The organism is Streptomyces roseoviridis (assembly GCF_039535235.1).
GTDB lineage: Bacteria > Actinomycetota > Actinomycetes > Streptomycetales > Streptomycetaceae > Streptomyces > Streptomyces roseoviridis.
Window position 1 is genome coordinate 2,585,509 of record NZ_BAAAWU010000001.1, and the last position, 18,863, is coordinate 2,604,371.

Sequence of the window (18,863 nt, forward strand, 5' to 3'; positions counted from 1 at the left end):
CGGTCGGGCGCACGCGGGCGGCCGGGCCCGCGTCGGGCGCTGCCGCGGGCGGGGGCGCCGAGCGGCGGCGCCCCCGCCCGCACCCCTCAGCGGCCGACCTCCTTCGTCACCAGGGTGACCGCCTCGTCCACGTCGTCCGTCACGTGGAAGAGCAGCAGGTCGTGCTCGGACGCCTTGCCGCCCGCGACGACCGAGTCGCGCAGCCAGTCGACGAGGCCCTTCCAGTACTCCGTGCCGAACAGGACGATCGGGAAGCGGGTGACCTTGCGGGTCTGGACCAGGGTCAGTGCCTCGAAGAGCTCGTCGAGGGTGCCCAGGCCGCCGGGCAGGACGACGAAGCCCTGCGCGTACTTCACGAACATCGTCTTGCGGACGAAGAAGTAGCGGAAGTTCACGCCGATGTCGACGTGCGGGTTGAGGCCCTGCTCGAAGGGGAGCTCGATACCGAGGCCGACCGAGACGCCCTTGGCCTCCCGGGCGCCCTTGTTCGCCGCCTCCATGGCGCCGGGGCCGCCGCCCGTGATCACCGCGAAGCCGGCCTCCACCAGCGCGCGGCCGAGGCGGACGCCCGCCTCGTACTCGGGCGAGTCCGGCTTGGTGCGTGCCGAGCCGAAGACGCTGATCGCGCTCGGCAGTTCGGCGAGGGCGCCGAAGCCCTCGACGAACTCGGACTGGATGCGCATGACCCGCCAGGGGTCGGTGTGCACCCACTCCGAGTCGCCCTCGGTGTCGAGCAGACGCTGGTCCGTGGTGCCGGGCTGGATCTGCTCACGGCGCCTGAGCACCGGTCCCAGTCGCTGCTCCTCCGGCTTCCTCGGCTCCTCGGGTACGCCCATGGCCCGCTCCTTTCACCGTTCCACTGATCTTCCGGTCCGGTCAGGGTAGGACCACAGAGGTGAAGAAAAGCGAAATTACGGGAATCACTCGGTCAGCCAGTCGCGGAGACGTGCCTCGCAGTGGTGGATGCGCTCGACGTGCACGTGCTCGTCGCGCTTGTGGGCGTACAGCGGGTCGCCGGGACCGTAGTTGACGGCCGGGACGCCGAGCGCGCTGAAGCGGGCGACGTCGGTCCAGCCGAACTTGGGGTGGGCGCTGCCGCCGACCGCCTTCATGAACGCCGCGGCGGCCGGGTGGGACAGACCGGGCAGCGCGCCGCCGCTCTCGTCGTCGATGACGAACTCGGCGACGCCGCAGTCCGCGAACACCTCCCGCACGTGGGCGACGGCCTGCTCCGGGGAGAGGTCGGGGGCGTAGCGGTAATTGACGGTGACGACGCACTCGTCGGGGATGACGTTGGTGGCGACGCCGCCCTCGATGCCGACCGCGTTGAGGCCCTCGTGGTACTCCAGGCCGTCGATGACGGGCCTGCGCGGCTCGTAGGCGGCGAGGCGGTCGAGGATCGGGGCGGCGGCGTGGATGGCGTTGGAGCCCATCCAGGAGCGCGCGGAGTGGGCCCGCTCGCCCTGGGTGCGCAGCTTGACCCGCAGAGTGCCCTGGCAGCCGCCCTCGACCTGGCCGTCGGAGGGTTCGAGCAGGACGGCGAAGTCGCCGGTGAGCCAGTCGGGGTGGGCCTCGGCGATCTTGCCGAGGCCGTTGAGGTGGGCGGCGACCTCCTCGTTGTCGTAGAAGACGAAGGTGAGGTCGCGGTTGGGCTCGGGCACGGTGGCCGCGATCCGCAGCTGGACGGCGACGCCCGACTTCATGTCGGAGGTGCCGCAGCCCCACAGGACGCCGTTCTCGTCGAGCCGGGAGGGCACGTTGTCGGCGATCGGGACCGTGTCGATGTGCCCGGCGAGGACGACCCGCTCGGCGCGGCCGAGGTTCGTGCGGGCCACGACGTTGTTGCCGTGGCGGTCGACGGTGAGGTGCGGCAGGGCGCGCAGGGCCCGCTCGATCGCGTCGGCGAGCGGCTTCTCGGTTCCACTGACGGAGGGGAAGTCGACCAGGGCGGCGGTCAGCGCGGCGCCGTCGAGCGAGAGGTCCAGGGAGGCGTTCAGCGGGGCACTGAGAGGAGCGGTGTCAGCCATGTGCCGACCCTAACGCGGCCTCCAGTACGGTGGGGCGCGTGTCCGAGCCCAGCCGTCCTCCCCGTCCCGCCCGCCGCGGTCGTCCCGCCCGGCTCGTGGCGGCGTTCGCCGTGCTCCTCGGCCTGGTCGCCTACGTGGCGGTGCACTACGTCACGGGCAGCAAGGGCGCTCCCCGGTGCAGCGTCGGGAGCGGGGCGAACCGCTACGAGTTCACCCCGGAGCAGGCGTCCAACGCGGCCACGATCGCGGCCGTGGGCACCGGCCGCGGGCTGCCGGAGCGCGCGGTCACGATCGCGCTCGCCACGGCGCTCCAGGAGTCGGCGCTGCGCAACATCGAGCACGGCGACCGGGACTCGCTCGGCCTGTTCCAGCAGCGGCCCTCGCAGGGCTGGGGGACGCCGGAGCAGATCCTGGACCCGGTGTACTCCTCGGCGAAGTTCTACGAGGGCCTGGAGAAGGTCCCCGGGTATTCGCGGCTGCCGTTGACGGTGGCCGCGCAGAAGGTGCAGCGCAGCGGTTTCCCGCAGGCGTACGCGAAGCACGAGCCGGACGCGGCCCTGCTCTCGGCGGCGCTGACCGGCCGGTCGGCGGCCTCGCTGACGTGCACGGCGGACGTGCGGGAGGGCCGGCCGGGCGATCCGGCGCGGGTGCGCGCGGAGCTGGTGCGGGCCTTCGGCGAGGAGACGACACCCGAGCAGGCGGCGAAGGGGGCCGGAGCGGCCGGCGCGAACGCGGGCGGCGCGGCCCCGGCGGTGGAGCTCTCGGTGCCGGTGCGGGACTCCCGGGGGGCGCGCGAGCGGCGCGGCTGGGAGCTGGCGCAATGGGCGGTGGCGCGGGCGGACGAGCTGCGCATCGCGGAGGTGGCGTACGGGGACCGGGTGTGGGTCGCCGACGACGCCTCGGGCGAGTGGGAGCGGGCGGGCGGGGACGGGCCGCGCGGCACGGACGGCTCGACGGTACGGATCCGGCTGGCGCGCTAGTCCCGCGCCCGGTCCTCGCGGCGGCACCCGGGGCCCGGTGGGCAGCCGTGCGAGCCGTCACCCGGAAGTGTCATGGGGTCGGTGTGGCGCGAAGCTCTGCGGTCACCTTTTCAGCGGGCTGTCATGTCACCGCAAGGACCTTGCGGCGCAAGGGAAGTGACGGTTCGCCAACCCTTGCCTCATGGGCGTGTTCGTCCGCTTTCCTCCCCGCCCGCCCGTACGGCGCATTACCCAGTCTTTACCTTCGGCCTCCGCAACCTCCCCCGCCCCGGGGGCGGTTGTCAGCGCGTCAACGTCCTCTCCGTCGAAGGAGCACCATGTCCCTCCCCCTGACCCGTCGGATCGCCCGTGCCGCCCTGATCGTCGCGGCCGGAGCAGCCCCCGTGGTCGGTGCGGCCGGCTCCGCGAGCGCGCTGGACCACTCCCTCGCCCCGGCCGGCGGCCTGCCCGGCCTGAGCGCCCTGGACACCACCGCGGCGGACTCGACCCTCGACACCGCGACCGGCGTCGTCGGCGAGACCGGCGGCAAGGCCGCCCCGGCGGCCCAGCAGCTCGCGAGCGACCCGGCCGGTGCGGCCGACACGCTCGGCCAGACCGCGGGCGCGGCCACCGAGTCCGCCGAGGCCCCGGCCGCGGACGCCCTGGGCGGCCTCCCCAACACCGGCGCGCTGCCCGGCGCCGGACTGATGGGCGGCCTGCCGATCGGCGGCTGACCTCCCGCCGCACACGCCGAAGGCCCGGGGAGCACCGTCCCCCGGGCCTTCGGTCCGTCGGTGGACGACCGACGGCTCCCGACAAGGGGATTCGAGATCACCCCAGGCGCTTGACCGCAGCCTCCACCCGCTCGTCCGTCGCCGTGAACGCCACCCGCACGAACCGCCCGCCGGCCTCCCCGTAGAAGTCGCCGGGCGCCACCAGGATGCCCTTCTCCGCCAGGTACGCCACCGTGTCCCAGCACGGCTCGTCCCGGGTCGCCCACAGGTAGAGGCTGGCCTCGCTGTGCTCGATCCGGAAGCCGTGCGCCTGAAGGGCCCCGCGCAGGGCGGCCCGCCGGGCCGCGTAGCGGGCCCGCTGCTCGGTCACGTGCGTGTCGTCGCCGAGGGCCGCGACCGTGGCGGCCTGCACCGGGGCGGCGGTCATCATGCCGCCGTGCTTGCGGATCCGCAGCAGCTCGCCGAGGACGGCCGCGTCGCCCGCGACGAACGCCGCCCGGTAGCCCGCCAGGTTGGACCGCTTGGACAGGGAGTGGACGGCGACGACGCCCTCGTACGAGCGGCCGCAGACGTCCGGGTGCAGCACCGAGACCGGGTCGGCCTCCCAGCCCAGCTCCAGGTAGCACTCGTCGGAGAACACCAGCACGCCGTGCTCGCGCGCCCACGCCACGATCCGCCGCAGCTCGTCCTTGCCGAGGACCCGGCCGGTCGGGTTGGACGGCGAGTTCAGCCACAGCAGCTTCAGCCCCGCCGGGTCGAGCCGGGTCGGGTCGTCGTAGACGACGGGCTCCGCGCCGCACAGCCGCGCGCCGACCTCGTAGGTCGGGTAGGCGAGCCGCGGGTAGGCCACCTTGTCGCCCGGGCCCAGGCCGAGCTGCGTCGGCAGCCAGGCCACCAGCTCCTTGGAGCCCACCACCGGCAGCACGTTCTCGTGCGCGAAGCCGGTGGCGCCCAGCCGCCGCTCGCACCAGCCGGTGAGCGCGTCCCGCAGCTCCTTCGTGCCCCACACCGTGGGATATCCCGGCGAGTCCGCCGCCGCGACCAGGGCGTCCTGGATCAGCGCGGGGACCGGGTCCACGGGCGTGCCCACGGACAGGTCGACGATGCCGTCCGGGTGGGTCGCCGCCGTCTGCTTGTACGGCTCCAGCTTGTCCCAGGGGAAGACGGGCAGGCGCGAAGAGACTGCGCTCACGGTTTGTGCTCCTCGTACGTACGGATACGCGTCGGTCCCGTACAGCGGTGAGGCCGTACGGGACCGAAGGCGAATGATCAGCCGTTCTGCGGCGGCAGGGCGGCGATGAAGGGGTGGTCGCGCTCGATCAGGCCGAGCTTGGAGGCACCACCGGGCGAGCCGAGCTCGTCGAAGAACTCGACGTTCGCCTTGTAGTAGTCCTTCCACTCCTCCGGAGTGTCGTCCTCGTAGAAGATCGCCTCGACCGGGCAGACCGGCTCACAGGCCCCACAGTCGACGCATTCGTCCGGGTGGATGTACAAGGACCGCTGGCCCTCGTAGATGCAGTCGACGGGGCACTCCTCGATGCACGCCTTGTCCTTGACGTCGACACAAGGCTGCGCGATGACGTAGGTCACGCTGTCGTTCCTCCTCGATAGGGCTGGTCTGCGCGGGAGCGCGGTGTCGTCGATGCCCGCCCCTAGTATCTCCGTTCTTGGGGACGATCCGAACAGGAGGGGCTCAGAAGCTGTGGAATTCACCGGTGGAGGACGCCTCGAGGTCCGCATTACCGCTGCTGACGTGGGAAAACGTGTCTCAGTTCGGTACGTGACGGACCCGGGTGCGGCGGGCGCGAGATTCACCGACGCGGTCGGGGTTCTCACATCATGGGACAAGGGTGTGCTGCTGATCACACGCCGGACCGGCGAGGCCGTCCGGATCGCGGAAGCGTCGCTCGCCGCCGGCAAGGTCGTCCCCGCCGCCCCGGCCCGTCGGCGCGGCCCCTCCGCCGGCTTCACCGAGCTCGCCCGCGCCGCCGCGCACGCGTGGCAGCCGCTGGAGAGCGAACCCCTCGGCGAGTGGACCCTGCGCGCCGCCGCCGGATTCACCCGGCGGGCCAACTCGGTGCTCCCGCTCGGTGATCCGGGACTTCCGGTGGACGCCGCCCTGGAACGCGTACGGGAGTGGTACGCGACCCGCGGACTGCCCGCGTACGTCCAGGCGTCGACGGGCGCCGAGGGCACCCAGGAGCTGCTCTGCGCCGACCTGGAGCGGCTCGGATGGGTCCGCGAGATCACGGCCGAACTGCGGACCGCCCCGCTCGCCCCGCTCGGGGACCTCGACGCCGACGTGACCGCCGTCCGGCTCTCGCGCTCCGCCGACGAGACCTGGCTGCGCCGCTACCAGCGCTTCGGCGAACCCGGCCCGCACGTGGTGAAGGTCCTCGGCAGCGGCCCGAGTGTGTGGTTCGCCTCCATACCGGGCACGGAAGACGTACCGGCTGCGATCGGCCGCTGTGTCGTCGACGGCCGCTGGGCCGGCTTCATGGCCGTGGAGGTCGACCCCGCCCGGCGGCGCGGCGGCCTGGCGACGGCCGTCATGACCGCGCTCGCCCGCCGGGCCCTGGACGAGGGCGCCTCGGCCGCCTGGCTCCAGGTGGAGTCGGACAACGACGGCGCCCGGGCGCTGTACGACGGAATGGGCTTCACCGTGCACCACCACTACCACCACTACCGCTGGACGGACGCGTGACCGACGCAGGCGACGTGACCGACTGGCGGCGGGAGTTCGCGGAGGAGGCCAGGTCCGAGCGGCCCGACCTCGCCCGGCTCTGCCTCCTCGTCGGCGCGGTGGCCGACCCCGCGGTGACCCAGGCGGACCTGGACGCCGCGGAGATCGAACTGGACCGGCTCGCCGGCCTGCTGCCCTACGGGGCGCGCGGCGGCGCCGACGCGTGGGTCACGGCGCTCGCCGAGCTACTCGGCCGCCGCGAGGGCTTCCTCGGCGTGCCCGCCGACTACCAGCGCCTGGAGTCCTCGCTGCTCCACGAGGTGCTGCGGCGCCGGCGCGGACTGCCGATCCTGCTGTCCGTGGTGTGGATCGAGGTCGCCCGCCGGGCCGGCGCCCCCGTCTACGGCCTCGGCCTGCCCGGCCACTTCGTCGTCGGCTTCGGCGACCCGGGGGACCTCCACCTCGCCGACCCCTTCGCCGGCGGCCGTCCGATGACCGCCGCCGACGCGGAACTCCTGGTCGCGGGTGCCACCGGCGAGGCCCTCGACCCGTCGATGCTGCGCCCCGCCACACCGGCGGCGATCGTGCTGCGCATCCTCAACAACATCCGCGCCTGGGCGTCCGCCCGCCCCGAGCGCTCCGACGTCGCCCTGTGGGCCGTGGAACTGTCGCTGCTGCTCCCCTCCCATCCGGCCCGCCTGCGCTACGAGCGCGCGGAGCTGCTCGTCCAGCGCGGGGACTTCCTGACGGGAGCGGCGGAGATGGAGGCGTACGCGACCGTGATGGACGCGGTGGAGCCGAGCGCGGCCGAGACCATCCGCCGCAAGGCGAAGGCGGCCCGCGCACTGCTGAACTAGCCGGCCCTGCCCTCCCGGGCCGGTCCGACGGCACCCGCGAAGGAGCGGTGACCAGCCGGGCCCCGGTGAGCTCCTCCCCAGGCCGGGCCGAGGGCACCCCCGAGGGAGCGGTGACCAGCGGGGCCCCGTGCGGTCCTCCCCCAGGCCGGTCCGGGCCGAGGGCACGGGCGGGCGCGGACACGCGCGGAGCCCCGCCCGGTCGTCGCGGGCGGGGCTCCTCGGTCGCTCGGAGGGCGTCGGGCCGTCAGCCCTCGCCGCTCAGGTCGATCGCCTTCGTGCGCTCGGCCTTGGTCTTCCCGCGCAGGGCGTCGCGCATCACGAAGGCGACGTCGTCGGCGGAGACCTCGTGCCGGGTGCCGTCGGCCTTGGTGATCATGATGCCGTCGAAGACGCCGTCGAGGAGTTCCTCGATGGCCTTCTTGTCGTAGACCTCCACCAGGCGGCCGTCGACGGCCTTCATGGAGAGGATCTTCGGCAGGGACCGCGCGGGGCCGAAGTCGATCTGCTTGGACCCGGCCTTGATGGTGATGATGCCGGACATGGCGGGCTCGGCGAACTCCTCCATCGCCCGGTCCAGCTCGGCCTTGGTGATGGTCGGCTGCCGGGTGACGACGGGCAGTTCGACGACCTTGGAGCGGCCGGTCTCGACCTGGGCGCGGTACGCGTCCTTGACCGCGATCATCGAGCGCTGGACGTCCAGGCCCTTGCCCGGCTTGCCCTCGACCGCGGTGACCTTGCCCGGGGAGAAGACGATGGTGCCCTCGGTGACCGAACCGGAGGTGCCGGCCAGGTCGGTGAGGGCGACGCCCAGCTTCTCCTCGTCGACCGGGAAGACCGGCTGGGCGACGCGCTCGCCGCCGAAGAGGGAGCCGATGACGGAGACGGGGTTGTAGTCGCTGCCGGCGGCGGCGCGCACGGTCTCCTGCGCGTCCAGCGCGAGGCCCGCCTTGTCGGGGGCCAGTTCGGTCTTCCTGCCGCCGACGCTGAGCTGGAGCGGGGCGTGGGCGCGCTTGCCGAGCTCCGCCTCCAGCCGGGTGACGGCCTCCTCCTTCGTACCGCCGCCGATGTCGACGCCGAGGACGGTGGTGCCCTTGGGGACGTCGGAGTGGTTGAGGAGCAGTCCGGCGCCGTAGGCGACACCGGCGAGGCCGACGACGCCGACGCAGGCGAGGACCAGCTTGGAACGCTTCTTCACGGGCTTGGCCGTGGACGCCGGAGCGGGCCTCGGGGCCGGGGCCGGGGCCGGGGCCGGGGCGACGTCCTGGTCGCGCTCGGGGCCTCGGCGCGCCGGGTCCGGTCCGGACGGCGGGACGACGGGCATCCCGCTGGTGAGCGTGGCGCCCGAGACGTGGCCGCCGCCGATCGGGCCCGGCGCGGGGGCCGGGGGCTGCGGGGTGAGGATCGCGGTGTCGTCGGACATGGGGGGCGCCGCCGAGGCGCGCGGAGCGGCGCCGCGCGGGTGGGAGGGGCCGACGACCGGGCTGGTGCCGGTGACGGGTCCGGTGGTCGGCCCGACGGGGGCGCCGGCGGCGTCGACGACGGGCGTGCCGGCGGCCGGAGTGTGACCGGGGCCGCTGTCGTAGAGCGGGTTGGGGGGGGCCGCGGGACCGTCGTAGCGGGGGACTCCCGCGGCGGGAGTGTGGCCGGCGCCGCCGCTGAGCGGGGTGACGACCGGCATGCTCTGGGTGGTGGAGGCCGACGGGACGCCGTCCGCGGCGGAGCCGGCGAAGCCGGTGGCCGGGGCGGACGGAGCGGCCGGCGCGGGCGCCGACGGGGCGGGGCCCGTGACCGGGGCGGCCGGAGCGGGGGCGGGCGACGGCGCCGGGGCGGGCTTGGGCGCGGACGTCTTCCGCGGCGCGAACCAGTCGCTGGTCTTCTCCTCGGCCGCCGCCGGCTCGGGCGTGGCCGGGGGCTCCGGCGCGGGGGCCGGGGCGGGGGCGGGCGCCGGGGCGGGCCGGGGCGGCTCGGCGGCCGGTCCCTGGCCCTGCGCCTCGGCTCCGGCCTGGGTGTCGCCGACCGGCTTGCGGACGACCACGGGCGGGATGGGACGCGAACCCGGGATGTTGATCCGGATCCGGGTGGTCAGCGTGGTCTCGGTCTTCGGCTCCTCCGGCGATGCGGGGCGGCCCGCCTCCTCGTGGGCGGCGTCCTGGCCTCCGCGCAGGCCGTACGGCGGAGTGCCCGAGGGGTACGCCGCCGCGCCGCGCGGCTGGGCGCCGGAGGACGAACTGTCAGTCTCTCGACCAGTTTCACGACTCAAAGCAGGATCTCCCGGTTGGCTCCGCCGCCCGCTCTTGCTGATGCTCGTGGTGATCCGGGCGGTCGGCGGCGCGCACCACCATACTGGCCGTCGCCGATCCGCACCCGACCCGGCGTGGATCCGCCATGGGCAATCCGGCCGAAGTCAAGACAGGATGGCGTCAAGTCGCCCTGCTACGGGGTCGGTCGGGGCAGCCGGCTCATCGTGGCGCACATCACAGCGACGGCCATGCCGCCGAGGAGGTAGACCATCTCGCCGAGGCCGCCGCCGAACAGACCGTCACCCTCGGGGCGTCCGAGGCTGAGCAGCACGATGGCGACGAGCCAGCCGCCGCCCGCCGCGGCGACGCCGACCTGGGTGCCGGTGGCGCGCAGGCCGCCGTGGAAGAGGCCGGCGGAGGCGAGCAGCGCCAGGAACAGTCCCCCGGGCATCCAGGCCGCCTGGACCAGCGAGCCGGCGGTGCCGACGAGGGCTCCGAGGACGAAGAGCGCCCCGTACCAGACGTAGCGGACGCCCGGGGCGGGCAGCGGGTCGGCGTGCTGATGCGCGGTCACTCGGCGACTCCTGCGAAGAGGTCGGTCTCGCGTTCGCCCGCGGGCGCGCCGGGCGTGCCCTGGACGAGCTCGTAGTACTCGGTGGTGAAGAGGGGCTGGCCCAGGTTGTTGGAGAGGGCGAAGGAGGCGCCGTCGACGGCGACCTGGGTGACGTGGGCGCGCATGGCGGCGGCCTTGCGGGCCGCGTACGACGCCGGGCCGCCCTCCTCGCTGCCGTCGGCGCTCTCGCCCGCGATCTCGGCGGTGATGCGGGAGTCGTCGACGACCCCGGGGACGTCGCCGATCTGCGCGTCCGCGGGGAAGACCGAGCCTTCGGCGCGCAGGCGCGCGAATCCGGCCTCGGCGACGGAGCGCGGGACCCGGTTCCAGTAGATCTTGGCGATCGTGTGGGCGGGGCCGAGGTCGGGCCGGTACGCGGGGTCGGCGGCGAGCTCTGCGGCCCGCATGGCGACGCGGTGGGCCTGGATGTGGTCGGGGTGGCCGTAGCCGCCGTCGGGGTCGTAGGTGACGAGGACCTGCGGACGGGTCTCGCGGATCACGGCGACGAGGTGGGGGGCGGCGGCGTCGACGTCGGTGTTCCAGAAGGCGCCTTCACGGCGGTTCTGCTCGACGCCCATCATCCCGGAGTCGCGGAAGCGGCCGGGGCCGCCGAGGAAGCGGTGGTCGGTGACGCCCAGCTCCTTCATGGCGGCGGCGAGTTCGCCGACGCGGTGCTCGCCGAGCCGGTCCTCCCGGTCCGGCGCGAGGTGGGCGAGCTCGGGCGGGATGACCTCGCCCTCCTCGCCCAGGGTGCAGGTCACCAGGGTCACGAGGGCGCCCTCGGCCGCGTACCGGGCCATGGTGACGCCGTTGTTGATCGACTCGTCGTCCGGGTGCGCGTGCACGAGGAGCAGACGACGGGCGGGGAGATCCGTCATGGCCCCACCCTACGAGGCGGGGCCCGCGACGGCCGGTCGGGTCAGAACTTGAGGCCGCCGATCATGCTCGCCACGTTGGTGGTGAGGGTGCTGATGGACGGCGCGATGGACGAGCTCGCCAGATAGAAACCCAGGAGCGCGCAGACCGCCGCGTGGCCGGCCTTGAGTCCGGATTTCCGGATCAGAAGGAAGACGACGATCGCCAGCAGCACAACCACCGAAATCGAGAGTGCCACGGCGGTTCACCTCCACACTTCTTCGGTCGGACATTTCGGTCGGACGTTCGGTTGGCATGTGCCGGTGGATGCATACCCACCTAGCGCTACGGATCATAACTATCCGTGCCATCGCATCGATCGGTGTACGGGGGCATGAGGGGGCGCACGGACGCTAGTTTCGGTCACATGACTTCGCCACGAGACGCATCGGTGTCCTTCCCCCGCCAGTACGCGCGGACCCAGCGCTTCGCGCTCGGCGCCCCGCGCGCGTTCACGGTCTCGCCGGACGGCGGGCGGGTGGTCTTCCTCCGCTCCGGTTCCGGGCCGGACGACGCGGGGACCGACCGCTCGCACCGGCTGTGGGTGCTCGACCTCGACACGGGCCGGGAGCGGCTCGCGGCGGATCCGGAAGCGCTGCTCGCGGGCGCCGCCGAGGAGTTGTCGGCCGAGGAGCGGGCCCGCCGGGAGCGGGCCCGGGAGGGCTCGGGCGGGATCGTGGGCTACGCGGTGGACGGGGCCGTGGAGTTGGCGGCGTTCGCGCTGTCCGGGCGGCTGTTCACGGCGGAACTGCGGGCGGGGACGGCACGCGAGCTGCCGGTGCCGGGTCCCGTGGTGGACCCGCGTCCGTCGCCGGACGGGCGGTGGGTCGCGTACGTGGCGGGCGGGGCGCTGCGGGTGACCGGGGCGGACGGCACGGGCGGCGACCGGGTACTGGCCGGGCCGGAAGGCGAAGCGGAAGGGGCGGACGAGGCGGGAGCGGACGGGCGGGGGATCACGTACGGGCTGGCCGAGTTCATCGCCTCCGAGGAGATGAACCGCGCGCGCGGCTTCTGGTGGAGTCCGGACTCGGACCGTCTGCTCGTCGCGCGCGTGGACGAGCGTCCGGTGCGGCGCTGGTGGATCGCCGATCCGGCCCACCCGGACCGCGCGCCGCAGGCGGTCGCTTACCCGGCCGCGGGCACGGCCAACGCGGAGGTGCGGCTCTTCGTCGTCGATCTGGCCGGAAATCGCACCGAGGTGCGGTGGGACCGGGCGGCCTTCCCCTACCTGGCCCGGGTGCACTGGTCGGCCGACGGGCCCCCGCTGCTCCTCGTCCAGGCGCGCGACCAGCGCTCGCAGGCGTACTTGGCGGTCGACCCGGACTCGGGGGCGACGCGTACGGTGCGCCGGGAGGAGGATCCGGTGTGGCTGGAACTCTTCACCGGTGTGCCGGCGTGGACGGCGGACGGGCGGCTCGTGCGCGTGGAGGACCAGCCGGGTGAGGGCGGCGCACGGGTCCTGGCGATCGGCGACCGGGCGCTCACGGACGCCCGGCTGCACGTGCGGGCGGTCCTCGACGTCGGTACGGAAGATGTCCTGATCTCGGCGTCGGCCGGTGAGGCGGCCGGGGCTCCCGAGACCGGAGAGATCCATGTGTACCGGGTGCGCCTGGACGGCGAGCCGGCGGTGGAGCGGCTCTCCGAGGGCACCGGGGTGCACGGAGCGGTGCGGTCCGGCGCGGTGACGGTGCTGTCCTCGGCCCGGCCGGACGCGCCGGGCAGCGTGACGCGGGTCCTCCGGGAGGGGAAGCGGGTCGCCGAGGTCGCCTCGTACGCGCGGACGCCCCCGCTCCGCGCCGAGGTGCACCTCACCGAGGCGGGCGAGCGGCGGATCCCGTGCGCGGTGCTGCTTCCGTCGGGCTGGACGGAGGCGGACGGGCCGCTGCCGGTGCTCATGGACCCCTACGGCGGTCCGCACGGGCAGCGGGTGGTCGCCGCGCACAACCCGCACCTGACCTCGCAGTGGTTCGCCGAGCAGGGCTTCGCGGTGATCGTCGCCGACGGGCGGGGCATGCCGGGACGCTCCCCCGCCTGGGAGAAGGCGATCGGCCGTGACCTCACCCTGTCGCTGGACGACCAGGTCGACGCGCTGCGGGCGCTGGCCGGGCGCTTTCCGCTGGACCTCGGGCGGGTGGCGATCCGGGGCTGGTCCTTCGGCGGCTATCTCGCCGGGCTGGCGGCGCTGCGCCGGCCCGACGTCTTCCACGCCGCCGTGGTGGGCGCGCCGGTGACCGACTGGCGGCTGTACGACACGCACTACACCGAGCGGTACCTGGGGCGTCCGGACGAGGAGCCGGAGGTCTACGCGGCGAACTCGCTGCTGTCCGACGACGGACTGACCGGGCCGCGGCCGCCGTTCCGGCCGATGATGATCGTGCACGGTCTGGCCGACGACAACGTGGTGATGGCGCACACCCTGCGGCTTTCCTCCGCGCTGCTCGCGGCCGGCCGGCCGCACGAGGTCCTGCCGCTGTCGGGCGTCACCCACATGACCCCGCAGGAACAGGTGGCGGAGAACCTGCTGCTGCTCCAGGTCGACTTCCTGCGGCGGTCGCTCGGCCTGGGACCGTCCTCCGACTGATCACCAGCCGGGCGGGGGCTGCGCCGGCGGGGCCGGGGGGAGGGCGGCGACGGGCCGGTACGGGACCTGGCTCGCCCGGCCGGGCCGGGCGAGCAGGGCGATGACGGTCAGCCCGGCGAGGAGGGAGAAGAAGCAGCCGAGGTCGTACGCGCCGGCGTACAGGTCCTGTTCGGTGGTGAAGGTGTGCCAGCCGGGGCGCAGCGCGGCGGCGGTTCCGCTCGCTCCGGCGCCGGCCAGGAGCAGCCCGGCGAGCAGGCCGAGCGGCCGGGTGGGGCGGGCGCGGGCGAAGGCGCTGACGGCGGCGGCGAGGAGCAGCAGGGCGAGGACGGTGTTCAGCCAGGCCGGCGGAACGGCGAGGGCGGGCAGGAGCAGGCCGCGTCCGCCGGTGAAGCGGCTGACGGTGTAGTCGGCGGGGAGCAGTGTGGCCCAGCGGAGCTCCCAGCCGGCCCACAGCAGGGCGGCGGTGGCGCAGAGGACACCGGCGGCGACGGCGGGGCCGGTCGCGGGGCGTGCGGGCGGGGGCGGGGAGACGGGGCCGGAGCGCGGGCCGGAGGTGGCGTCCGGGCCGTCGTCGCGGCGGCCCGCGGCGGCGGTGACGACGAGCCCGGCGGCGAGGGCGAGGAAGAGGAGGGTGGTGAGCAGCACCTCGACGCCGGCGGCCCACAGTCCGGGCAGGCGCAGCGCGAGCGTGGTGAGGCCGGTGACGGTGAACGCGGAGGCGGCGAGCGGGGAACGCAGGGCGGCGGCCCCGGTGGCGGCGTAGACGAGGACCAGGAGCACGTCGACGAGCGAGGTCGCGGTGGCGTGGTGGCTCGGGAGGCGGTGGTCGCCGGCCCAGTACCAGAGGAGCTCGGTGCTCGGGCCGAGGGCGGCGAGGTCGCGCAGCATCCAGAGGACGATGACGAGGGCGAGTGCGCCGCACAGGGCGGCGCCGGTGAGACGTGCCGTACGTGTCACAGTCACGAGGCCGATACTCACGGTCGCCCCCGGCGGGCACAAGCGGTTCGGCATATGCGCGGTGCGGGTGCGTCAAGTCGGGTGCGGCGCGGGCGGTTCGCGCGGTGCGGCGGGCCGGCCGGGGTGGTGGGGCGGCCGGTGCGGAGGGGCGGCCGACCGGGGCGGCAAGGCGCGCTCCGGCCGGCCTACGGCACCCGCACGGCCGTACGTCACCGAGCCTCCCCTGTTCGTATACCGGATCCGATTCGGCGACGTTGCCTGCGCGTTAAGGCAGGTGGGATCCGGAATCCGGTCCGCCGGGCCGCTCCGTCCCCTCGGACCCGGTGCCCGACGGCACCACGTGCTTCTCCTCCGCGAAGTGGCAGGCGGAGTCGTGCCGCGCCGGGGAGTCGGTGTCCCGGAAGACGGCCGGGACGGCGAGCAGCGGCACCTCCAGGGCGCACCGCTCCTGGGCCTTCCAGCAGCGGGTGCGGAACCGGCAGCCGGAGGGGATGTTCGCCGGTGAGGGCACGTCACCGGTGAGGATGATCCGCTCGCGGTGCGCGCGCGCCGCCGGGTCCGGCACCGGGACGGCGGAGAGCAGCGCCTGGGTGTACGGGTGGGTCGGGTGGTCGTAGATCTCGGCGTCGGTGCCGGTCTCGACGATGCGGCCCAGGTACATGACGCCGACCCGGTCGGAGATGTGCCGGACGATCGACAGGTCGTGCGCGATGAAGACGTACGAGAGCCCGAACTCCGTCTGGAGCCGCTCGAGCAGGTTCACCACCTGCGCCTGCACGGAGACGTCGAGGGCGGACACCGGCTCGTCCGCCACGATGATCTCGGGCCGCAGGGCGAGGCCGCGGGCGATGCCGATGCGCTGACGCTGGCCTCCGGAGAACTGGTGGGGATAGCGGTTGATGTACTCCGGGTTCAGTCCGACGACGTCCAGCAGGTCCTGCACCTTGCGGCGCCGGTCGCCCTTGGGGGCCACCTCGGGATGGATCTCGTACGGCTCCCCGATGATGTCGCCGACCGTCATGCGCGGGTTCAGCGAGGTGTACGGGTCCTGGAACACCATCTGGATGTTGCGGCGCACCGACTTGAGGGCGCGCGGGGACAGCGTGGTGAGGTCCTCGCCCTTGTACAGGATGGCGCCTGCGGTCGGCTTCTCCAGGTTGACCAGCATCTTCGCGACGGTCGACTTGCCGCAGCCGGACTCGCCCACGATGCCGAGCGTCTCCCCCGCGGCCAGCTCGAAGTCGACGCCGTCGACCGCCTTGACCGCGCCGACCTGCTTCTTGAAGAGCACGCCCCGGGTCAGCGGATAGTGCTTGACCAGGCCGCGGACCTGGAGAATCGCCTCATCCATGGAGGCACTCCTTCCAGTAGTGGCAGGCACTGGAGCGCGGTACGGGTGACTCGGTGACGTCGTACAGCGGCGGCACGTCGGTGCGGCACCGGTCCTGGGCGAGCGGGCAGCGCGGGTTGAAGGCGCAGCCGGGCGGGATGGCGAGGAGGTTGGGCGGCAGGCCCTTGATGGCGAACAGCTCCGAGCCCTTCTGGTCCAGGCGCGGGATCGATTCCAGCAGTCCCTTGGTATAGGGGTGGGCGGGTGCCTTGTAGATCTCGTGGACGGGCGAGTGCTCCACGATCCGGCCCGCGTACATGACGGCGATCTTGTCGGCGACGTCGGCGACCACGCCGAGGTCGTGGGTGATGAGGATGAGCCCCATGTTCAGCTCGCGCTGGAGCTCGGCGAGCAGGTCCATGACCTGAGCCTGGACGGTGACGTCGAGGGCGGTGGTGGGCTCGTCGGCGATGATCAGGTCCGGCTCCAGGGCGAGCGCCATGGCGATCATGATGCGCTGGCGCATGCCGCCGGAGAACTGGTGCGGGTACTGCCCGACCCGTTCCTTGGCGGCGGGGATGCGGACCCGGTCCATCAGCTCGACGGCCCTGGCCCTGGCGTCCTTGCGGGACATCCCGCGGTGGACCTCGAACATCTCGCCGAGCTGGTCGCCGACGCTGAGGACGGGGTTGAGGGAGGACAGCGCGTCTTGGAAGATCATCGCCATCCGGGCGCCGCGGATCTTCCGCCGTTCCTCCTCCCCCAGCGTCAGCAGGTCCTGGCCCTGGAAGAGGATCTCGCCGCCGGTGATCCTTCCGGGCGGCATGTCCAGGATGCCCATGACGGCCTGGGCGGTGACGGACTTGCCGGACCCGGACTCGCCGAGCACGGCGAGGGTCTCCCCCGCGTCGACCGAGTAGGTGACGCCGTTGACCGCCTTGGCCACCCCGTCGCGGGTGTGGAACTCCACGTACAGGTCACGGACTTCGAGCAGCATGGCCCTACCTCAGCTTGGGGTCGAGGGCGTCGCGCACCGCGTCGCCGAGCATGATGAAGGCGAGCACCGTGACGGCCAGGGCGCCGGCCGGCCAGAGCAGCATGTGCGGGGCGTTGCGGATGTACTGGGAGGCCGAGGAGATGTCGATGCCCCAGGAGACGGTCGGCGGTTTCAGGCCGACGCCGAGGTACGACAGGGTGGCCTCCAGGGCGATGTAGGTGCCGAGCGCGATGGTGGCGACGACGATCACGGGCGCGATGGCGTTGGGCGCGATGTGGCGCAGCAGCATCCGGGAGTTCGAGGCGCCGAGGGCCCGGGCCGCCTGGACGTAGTCGTTCTGTTTGGCGGTGATGACGGAGCCGCGGGCGATGCGGGAGATCTGCGGCCAGCCGAGCAGCACCATGAAGCCGATGACGGGCCAGACGGTGGAGCTGGTCACCACCGAGAGCAGCACCAGGCCGCCGAGGACGACGGGGATGGCGAAGAAGATGTCGGTGATGCGGGAGAGGAAGCCGTCCCAGGCCCCGCCGAAGAAGCCGGCGAGCCCGCCGAGCACGCTGCCGAGGATCGCGACGCCGAGGGTGGCGCAGACGCCGACGGTGACGGAGGTGCGGGCGCCGTAGACCGTACGGGTGTAGACGTCGCAGCCCTGGCCGTTGAAGCCGAAGGGGTGGCCGGGCTGGGAGCCTTCCTGGGCCTTGGACAGGTCGCAGTCGAGCGGGTCGCCGGAGGCGATCAACGAGGGCCAGACGGAGATGACGACCAGGAAGAGGATGACGAGGCCGGAGACGAGGAAGACCGGGTTGCGGCGCAGGTCGTGCCAGGCGTCGGACCACAGCGAGCGCGGCTTCCTGTCCGGTCCGGTGCCCTGCGGGCCGCCGGAGGCGGCTGATGGACGCTGTTCCAGCGTCTCGCCCTCGTCCATGGCGAGGTCCACGGCGCCGCCCGCGCCGGTGGCGGCGATGGCGGCCCCCTCCTCGTGGTACGGGTCGTGCGGCTGCTCAGGCATAGCGAATCCTCGGGTCGAGTACGGCGTACAGGAGGTCGACCAGCAGGTTGGCCAGCAGGAACACCAGGACGAGGACGGTCACGAAGCCGACGACGGTCTGGGTGTTCTGGCGGACGATGCCCTGGTAGAGCTGGTAGCCCACGCCGTGGATGTTGAAGATCCGTTCGGTGACGATGGCGCCGCCCATGAGGGCGCCGACGTCGGCGCCGATGAAGGTCACCACCGGGATGAGGCTGTTGCGCAGCAGGTGGCGGGTGATGACCCGGCGGCGGGGCAGGCCCTTGGCGACGGCGGTGCGCACGTAGTCGGCGCGCTTGTTCTCGGCGATCGAGGTCCGGGTGAGGCGGGTGACGTAGGCGAGGGAGACGGAGGCGAGGACGAGGCCGGGGACGATGAGCTCGCCGAAGGCGGCCTCGGGCGACACGGCGGGTTTGATCCAGCCCCACTTCACGCCGAGGAGCAGCTGGATGAGCAGACCGGTGACGAAGGTGGGGACGGACAGGACGACCAGGGTCAGCAGCAGGACCGTGGTGTCGACGGGGCGGCCCCGGCGCAGGCCGGTGACCACGCCGAGGGCGATGCCGATGACGATCTCGAAGAGGATGGCTACGACGGTGAGCCGGATGGTGACCGGGAAGGCGAGGCCCATCAGCTCGGTGACCGGCTGGCCGTTGAAGGCGGTGCCGAAGTCCCCGGTGAAGACGTTGCCCATGTAGGTCAGGTATTGCTGCCAGACCGGCTTGTCGAGGCCGAACTCCCTCTTCAGCTGGGCGGCGGTCGCCGGGTCGCACTGGCGGTCGCCGCACAGTCCGGCGATGGGGTCGCCCATCACGTTGACCATCAGGAAGATCAGCAGGGTGGCGCCGAAGAAGACGGGGATCATCTGCAGCAGTCGCCGGATCACGTAACGACCCACGGAAACCTCCAAAGAGGGCGAGGAAGGCGTACGGCCCGGCGCGGG

18 protein-coding genes are annotated in these 18,863 nt (G+C 73.4%); 5 read left to right on the forward strand and 13 right to left on the reverse strand.

All coding sequences use genetic code 11. The features are described 5' to 3' along the window. Positions 1-86: 86 nt before the first annotated feature. Together ABD954_RS11450 and dapE are read right to left on the reverse strand one after the other, a co-directional pair. The gene (locus ABD954_RS11450) at positions 87-836 is read right to left on the reverse strand and encodes an LOG family protein (RefSeq protein WP_345485816.1); all 750 of its coding nucleotides are present in this window, start codon (positions 834-836) and stop codon (positions 87-89) included. Positions 837-920: 84 nt separating this feature from the next. Beyond that, positions 921-2,027 (reverse strand): succinyl-diaminopimelate desuccinylase, encoded by a 1,107-nt coding sequence (gene dapE, locus ABD954_RS11455; protein WP_345485817.1) that lies wholly within the window; start codon positions 2,025-2,027, stop codon positions 921-923. Between the two features lie 29 nt (positions 2,028-2,056). On the opposite strand from dapE, the gene ABD954_RS11460 reads away from it, so the two are divergent. Both ABD954_RS11460 and ABD954_RS11465 read left to right on the forward strand, forming a co-directional pair. Then, a complete protein-coding gene (locus ABD954_RS11460) occupies positions 2,057-3,007 on the forward strand; it encodes a VldE C-terminal domain-containing protein (RefSeq protein WP_345485818.1) in 951 nt (316 codons plus the stop codon). Between the two features lie 317 nt (positions 3,008-3,324). After that, entirely contained in the window at positions 3,325-3,720 is a 396-nt protein-coding gene (locus tag ABD954_RS11465; protein ID WP_345485819.1) for an ATP-binding protein, read from the forward strand. A gap of 97 nt (positions 3,721-3,817) precedes the next feature. Here ABD954_RS11465 and dapC read toward each other — a convergent pair whose 3' ends face one another. Then, on the reverse strand, positions 3,818-4,912 hold the full coding sequence (dapC, locus tag ABD954_RS11470) for a succinyldiaminopimelate transaminase (protein WP_345485820.1): 1,095 nt from the start codon (positions 4,910-4,912) through the stop codon (positions 3,818-3,820). 77 nt (positions 4,913-4,989) lie between these two features. Then, positions 4,990-5,310, reverse strand: a complete 321-nt coding sequence (gene fdxA, locus ABD954_RS11475) for a ferredoxin (protein ID WP_010474859.1) — start codon at positions 5,308-5,310, stop codon at positions 4,990-4,992. Positions 5,311-5,422: 112 nt separating this feature from the next. On the opposite strand from fdxA, the gene ABD954_RS11480 reads away from it, so the two are divergent. Further along, positions 5,423-6,424 (forward strand): GNAT family N-acetyltransferase, encoded by a 1,002-nt coding sequence (locus ABD954_RS11480; RefSeq protein ID WP_345485821.1) that lies wholly within the window; start codon positions 5,423-5,425, stop codon positions 6,422-6,424. Next, positions 6,421-7,260: a transglutaminase family protein gene (locus ABD954_RS11485; RefSeq protein ID WP_345485822.1), complete on the forward strand. Its 840-nt coding sequence runs from the start codon at positions 6,421-6,423 to the stop codon at positions 7,258-7,260. Before ABD954_RS11480 ends, ABD954_RS11485 begins: the two co-directional genes overlap by 4 nt. 244 nt (positions 7,261-7,504) lie before the next feature. Here ABD954_RS11485 and ABD954_RS11490 read toward each other — a convergent pair whose 3' ends face one another. The 4 genes from ABD954_RS11490 to ABD954_RS11505 form a co-directional block, all read right to left on the reverse strand. Further along, positions 7,505-9,520 carry a peptidoglycan binding domain-containing protein gene (locus tag ABD954_RS11490; protein ID WP_345485823.1) on the reverse strand — a complete coding sequence of 672 codons (2,016 nt, stop codon included), beginning with the start codon at positions 9,518-9,520 and terminating at the stop codon, positions 7,505-7,507. A 173-nt stretch (positions 9,521-9,693) separates the two neighbouring features. Then, positions 9,694-10,074: a DUF6113 family protein gene (locus ABD954_RS11495; protein ID WP_382745858.1), complete on the reverse strand. Its 381-nt coding sequence runs from the start codon at positions 10,072-10,074 to the stop codon at positions 9,694-9,696. Beyond that, entirely contained in the window at positions 10,071-10,991 is a 921-nt protein-coding gene (gene mshB, locus ABD954_RS11500) for an N-acetyl-1-D-myo-inositol-2-amino-2-deoxy-alpha-D-glucopyranoside deacetylase (RefSeq protein ID WP_345485824.1), read from the reverse strand. Before mshB ends, ABD954_RS11495 begins: the two co-directional genes overlap by 4 nt. A gap of 41 nt (positions 10,992-11,032) precedes the next feature. Continuing rightward, positions 11,033-11,227: a hypothetical protein gene (locus ABD954_RS11505; protein WP_345485825.1), complete on the reverse strand. Its 195-nt coding sequence runs from the start codon at positions 11,225-11,227 to the stop codon at positions 11,033-11,035. Positions 11,228-11,395: 168 nt separating this feature from the next. Here ABD954_RS11505 and ABD954_RS11510 point away from each other — a divergent pair, with 168 nt between their 5' ends. Beyond that, complete coding sequence (locus tag ABD954_RS11510; protein ID WP_345485826.1) at positions 11,396-13,609, forward strand: alpha/beta fold hydrolase; 2,214 nt, start codon at positions 11,396-11,398, stop codon at positions 13,607-13,609. Here ABD954_RS11510 and ABD954_RS11515 read toward each other — a convergent pair whose 3' ends face one another. The 5 genes from ABD954_RS11515 to ABD954_RS11535 all read right to left on the reverse strand — a co-directional run bounded on the left by ABD954_RS11515 (position 13,610) and on the right by ABD954_RS11535 (position 18,818). After that, the gene (locus ABD954_RS11515) at positions 13,610-14,572 is read right to left on the reverse strand and encodes a hypothetical protein (RefSeq protein WP_345485827.1); all 963 of its coding nucleotides are present in this window, start codon (positions 14,570-14,572) and stop codon (positions 13,610-13,612) included. Between the two features lie 259 nt (positions 14,573-14,831). Continuing rightward, positions 14,832-15,917, reverse strand: coding sequence for an ABC transporter ATP-binding protein (locus ABD954_RS11520; RefSeq protein ID WP_345485828.1), 1,086 nt, complete (start codon positions 15,915-15,917; stop codon positions 14,832-14,834). Then, positions 15,910-16,893: an ABC transporter ATP-binding protein gene (locus ABD954_RS11525; RefSeq protein WP_345485829.1), complete on the reverse strand. Its 984-nt coding sequence runs from the start codon at positions 16,891-16,893 to the stop codon at positions 15,910-15,912. The genes ABD954_RS11520 and ABD954_RS11525 overlap by 8 nt, the downstream gene beginning before the upstream one ends. 4 nt (positions 16,894-16,897) lie before the next feature. Then, entirely contained in the window at positions 16,898-17,902 is a 1,005-nt protein-coding gene (locus tag ABD954_RS11530; RefSeq protein ID WP_345485830.1) for an ABC transporter permease, read from the reverse strand. After that, positions 17,895-18,818 carry an ABC transporter permease gene (locus tag ABD954_RS11535; RefSeq protein ID WP_345485832.1) on the reverse strand — a complete coding sequence of 308 codons (924 nt, stop codon included), beginning with the start codon at positions 18,816-18,818 and terminating at the stop codon, positions 17,895-17,897. Before ABD954_RS11535 ends, ABD954_RS11530 begins: the two co-directional genes overlap by 8 nt. Between the last annotated feature and the right edge of the window lie 45 nt (positions 18,819-18,863).